The sequence below is a fragment of the Citrobacter sp. S46_ASV_140 genome (assembly GCF_018919545.1).
Classification (GTDB): domain Bacteria; phylum Pseudomonadota; class Gammaproteobacteria; order Enterobacterales; family Enterobacteriaceae; genus Citrobacter; species Citrobacter braakii.
The window spans coordinates 1-4,528 of sequence record NZ_JAHLRC010000190.1 but is presented as its reverse complement, the minus strand read 5'-3'; the positions used below and the strand labels follow the sequence as shown (position 1 = coordinate 4,528).

Annotated in this window: 4 protein-coding genes; 2 read left to right on the top strand and 2 right to left on the bottom strand. The window is 51.6% G+C overall.

Features of this window, described 5'->3' with window-relative positions; all coding sequences use genetic code 11:
* The coding region (gene actP, locus KQJ19_RS22415; protein ID WP_216404180.1) for a cation/acetate symporter ActP at positions 1-1,576 on the top strand (1,576 nt) is incomplete at its 5' end.
* A gap of 244 nt (positions 1,577-1,820) precedes the next feature.
* Here actP and KQJ19_RS22410 read toward each other — a convergent pair.
* The gene (locus tag KQJ19_RS22410; protein WP_216404179.1) at positions 1,821-2,768 is read right to left on the bottom strand and encodes a DUF4431 domain-containing protein; all 948 of its coding nucleotides are present in this window, start codon (positions 2,766-2,768) and stop codon (positions 1,821-1,823) included.
* A gap of 243 nt (positions 2,769-3,011) precedes the next feature.
* Here KQJ19_RS22410 and KQJ19_RS22405 point away from each other — a divergent pair, with 243 nt between their 5' ends.
* Positions 3,012-4,301 (top strand): Gfo/Idh/MocA family oxidoreductase, encoded by a 1,290-nt coding sequence (locus tag KQJ19_RS22405; protein WP_216404178.1) that lies wholly within the window; start codon positions 3,012-3,014, stop codon positions 4,299-4,301.
* Positions 4,302-4,315: 14 nt separating this feature from the next.
* On the opposite strand, the gene KQJ19_RS22400 is transcribed toward KQJ19_RS22405, so the two are convergent.
* Positions 4,316-4,528: LrgB family protein (locus KQJ19_RS22400; RefSeq protein ID WP_216404177.1), on the bottom strand; the 213-nt coding region annotated here is incomplete at its 5' end.

The following is a 4,528-nucleotide window of genomic DNA, read 5'->3' as shown; positions in this document are numbered from 1 at the left end:
AGTCCAACGCCAGCCAACCAACTGGCAGGCGATTGTCATGTTCCTGATTTTCGTCATCTTTACGCTCGGTATTACTTACTGGGCGTCTAAGCGCGTACGTTCGCGTAATGACTACTACACCGCCGGCGGTAACATCACTGGTTTCCAGAACGGGCTGGCGATTGCGGGCGACTATATGTCGGCGGCATCGTTTCTCGGGATTTCCGCGCTGGTGTTTACCTCCGGTTATGACGGGCTGATCTATTCGCTCGGCTTCCTGGTCGGTTGGCCAATTATCCTGTTCCTGATTGCTGAGCGTCTGCGTAACCTGGGTCGTTACACCTTTGCAGATGTTGCTTCTTATCGTCTGAAGCAAGGACCAATCCGTATTCTGTCGGCCTGTGGTTCTCTGGTGGTGGTCGCGCTGTATCTGATCGCCCAGATGGTCGGCGCAGGTAAGCTGATTGAGCTGCTGTTTGGTCTGAACTATCACATCGCCGTCGTACTGGTTGGCGTGCTGATGATGATGTACGTCCTGTTTGGCGGCATGCTGGCGACCACCTGGGTACAGATCATCAAAGCCGTTCTGCTGCTGTTCGGCGCCAGCTTTATGGCCTTTATGGTGATGAAGCACGTCGGCTTTAGCTTCAACAACCTGTTCACCGAAGCAATGGCGGTACACCCGAAAGGTTCAGCCATTATGAGCCCGGGCGGACTGGTAAAAGATCCGATCTCCGCCCTATCGTTAGGTCTCGGCCTGATGTTTGGTACGGCAGGCTTGCCGCACATCCTGATGCGCTTCTTCACGGTCAGCGATGCCCGAGAAGCGCGTAAGAGCGTGTTCTATGCCACAGGTTTTATGGGTTATTTCTACATCCTGACCTTTATCATCGGCTTTGGCGCGATCATGCTGGTGGGCGCTAACCCGGCGTATAAAGACGCTGCTGGCGCGCTGATCGGCGGTAACAACATGGCGGCGGTTCACCTGGCGAATGCAGTGGGCGGCAACCTGTTCCTGGGCTTCATCTCAGCCGTGGCGTTTGCCACCATCCTGGCGGTGGTTGCAGGCCTGACGCTGGCGGGCGCATCGGCCGTTTCTCACGACCTGTACGCCAACGTGTTCCGTAAAGGCGCAACCGAACGTGAAGAGCTGAAGGTGTCGAAAATCACCGTACTGGTGCTGGGCGTGATTGCCATCCTGCTCGGCGTGCTGTTTGAGAACCAGAATATCGCCTTCATGGTAGGTCTGGCGTTTGCTATCGCAGCCAGCTGCAACTTCCCGATCATTCTGCTCTCCATGTACTGGTCAAGACTGACTACGCGTGGCGCGATGTTGGGCGGCTGGTTAGGTCTGCTGACGGCGGTGGTGCTGATGGTGCTTGGCCCGACGATTTGGGTCCAGATCCTTGGTCATGAAAAAGCCATTTTCCCGTATGAATATCCGGCGCTGTTCTCCATCAGCGTAGCGTTCCTCGGGATCTGGTTCTTCTCTGCTACCGATAACTCAGAAGAAGGTAATCGCGAACGCGAGCAGTTCCGTGCTCAGTTCATCCGTTCCCAGACCGGGTACGGCGTAGAACAAGGTCGCGCGCACTAACCACTCCTCCTCTTCCCCGGTCATTTTGGCCGGGGAAGACGTTCAGCGAATCATCCTGGATTCTCATCCGTTATCAAGCGACGAGCAGGCACAGCGATAAGCAACAGGAAAATAATCGCACACACAAGATTTAGCCACTGCCAGCCCTTCCAAAAAGCCAGCAACCCGGCACCCCAGAAATAAATCATTAAGCATTTATTAACATCCTTTTCTATTTTTATTTCATTCCTTTTGTAATACGTCCCTACCCTGCGGTAAAACTCCCCGTCAGTCGCAGTTTGCCATCAACCAGCTTGAACATATATGACGTTGCACCATCACAATACTCTGAAAGGCCGGGAAGTTGCGTATTAGGACCGGTCCCCTGTGAAATAAAAAGAATACCGTCCGTAAGTTCCCCTTGGGCGATGGTATCGCATGTTCCTTTAACGGTATGACGTTTACCGTGTTCTTCATAATAAAACATGCCATCTTCATCCGCAGGAAAATAGCGACGCTGCTGCTCATGTTCCGAAAGCGCGTTAATTCTGTACTCGTTTATCATCAGGGATTCAGCATCAACACCGATGCTGGCAAGCATCTGCAGATGCGCCATAATCTGCTGCGAATTTTGGTCAAACACAGTCTCGGTAAGTACATCTTCCTGACGGTTTTCATCATAATCAATAAAGTCAAATAGCGTCCCCTGCAAAGGAAAGACAAAATATGTTTTCAACGCGACAACGTTTTTCTCCCGCAACGCCTGTTGGAACTGTTGAAACTGCAGCAGCGCGCTTTTCTTTTGTTCCGCCGTGGTGATGGGAGTAACGTTTTTGGCGCTATAAAGAATAAGCAGCACAGAAGTAAAGTGATGACCCGTTTGGGCATACATCGTTTTCCCGGTCAGGATGACATCTTTTCCCAGAGAAGGAGCAAGATCGGCGTAATTAAGCTTATTTTTGCCCATCAAGATAATCTGCACTAGCGGAACATTTTCAGGCTCACCGTTAACATCGCACTCAAACGGTTGATCCAATTTAAGATAATCATAAGTTACCGCTTCATCGCCATCTTTGATGCTTTCGTAATTTAGCGAACCGGGTAATGTCTGTTGTATTAATGTTCCCTGAAGTGTCACCTGTTGGTCTTCATCAGGACACCAGGCCAAAACGGCATGACTAAACAAAAGAGCAGATAACCACAAATATTTCACGCTGCGCATCCTTACAATGGCGAGTAACATTTATCATTATTCTAAGGCGTAAACATAAATTTAAACATAGCCTCTAAGAAAATCAGAATCTCATCCTCTCTTCCGGTCATTTTGGCTGGGGATCACATTTTTACTTCTGCGTTGTATCCATCTTCTGCATTAGCGTTATTGTATAAAAATAAAATTGAAATATTGTTTTTATTACATCAACACGTTAATTCATTTTTTAGAAATGAGGATGTTATGAAGAAATATGCCCTGGTAGGAACTGGCGGGCGCGCGGGACTTTACATCAGCGCGATTGGCGGGCAGTGGAAAGAAAATGCACGTCTGGTCGCCTTTTGCGACACCAATCAAACCCGTATGAATTACGCCAACCAGCTTTTGGCGAACGAAGGTGCGCCCCCGGTCTCTACATGGAAGGCGCAGCAGTTTGAAGAGATGATCCGCGAAACACGTCCGGATATCATCATTGTGACCACCATGGACCGGACTCACGACGACTATATCGTGCGTGCGCTACGCGCAGGCTGCGATGTGATCACCGAAAAACCGATGACCATCGATGAGCAACGCGCCCTGCGGATTCTGGACGCCATTGAAGAGACCGGCCGTCAGTTACGCGTCGCTTTTAACTATCGCTATGCACCGCACCACAGCAAGGTTCGCGAACTGCTGATGAACGGTACGATTGGCGAGGTTTATTCAGTTCACTTTGAATGGTTGCTCAATACCGAACACGGTGCCGATTATTTCCGTCGCTGGCATCGCGAAAAACGTAATAGCGGCGGCTTATTAGTGCATAAATCCACTCACCATTTTGATCTAATGAACTTCTGGCTGGGCAGTTATCCCGAGCGGGTGTATGCCGAAGGCAGCCTGCGTTTCTATGGAAAAGAGAACGCCGAACGCCGGGGCGTGACGCAATTTTACCCGCGCGCTCACGGCTATGCGCAGGCCAAAGACGATCCGTTTGCGCTGCATATGGCCGAAAACCCTCAGCTTAAAGCGCTCTATCTGGATGCAGAACATGAAGATAACTATTTCCGCGACCAGAGCGTATTCAGCGACGGCATCACCATTGAAGACACCATGTCGGTGCTGGTGAGGTATCAGAATCAGGTGCAGCTTACCTACTCACTGAACACCTGGCTGCCGTGGGAAGGCTTGAACGTGGTCTTTAACGGCAGCGAAGGCCGCCTGGAGATGAAAATTGTTGAGAAATCCTACGTCAACGCCGGAGGCGAGCGGGATAACGAAGGCTGCCTTGAAGCCTGTGACATCACTGTTTTCCCGATGTTTGCCGCGCCGTGGCAAGCTGATTTTACCCTCGGCGAAGGCGGTCACGGCGGTGGAGATAATGCGATGCTGGCCGATCTGTTTGGCGAACCGCGGCACGATCCGTTGCAGCGTGCCGCCGACCATCGCGCCGGCGCCATGTCGATTTTGACCGGTATCGCCGGGAATATTTCAATGCAGCAACAGCGGCCGGTGAATTTTAAAGAGTTCGCGCTGATTTCACGCTTGAAATAGCACACAGCCGCTGGTCAGAACATCAGCCTTGCGACCAGCGGCGCCACCAGCACCATCACCACGCCGGAAAGCATCATCACCAGGCTGGCGACCACGCCCTCCTGCTGGCCGAGCTCATAAGAGCGCGCCGTGCCCGCACCATGCGATGCTGCGCCAAATCCTGCGCCTTTCGCCATCCCTTCCCGAATAGAAAGCCGTAAAAACAGTACATCGCCAACCGCCATACC

Coding starts and splice junctions, on each gene's coding strand:
- KQJ19_RS22405 (WP_216404178.1), top strand. CDS start 3,012: ATGAAGAAATATGCCCTGGTAGGAACTGGCGGGCGCGCGGGACTTTAC.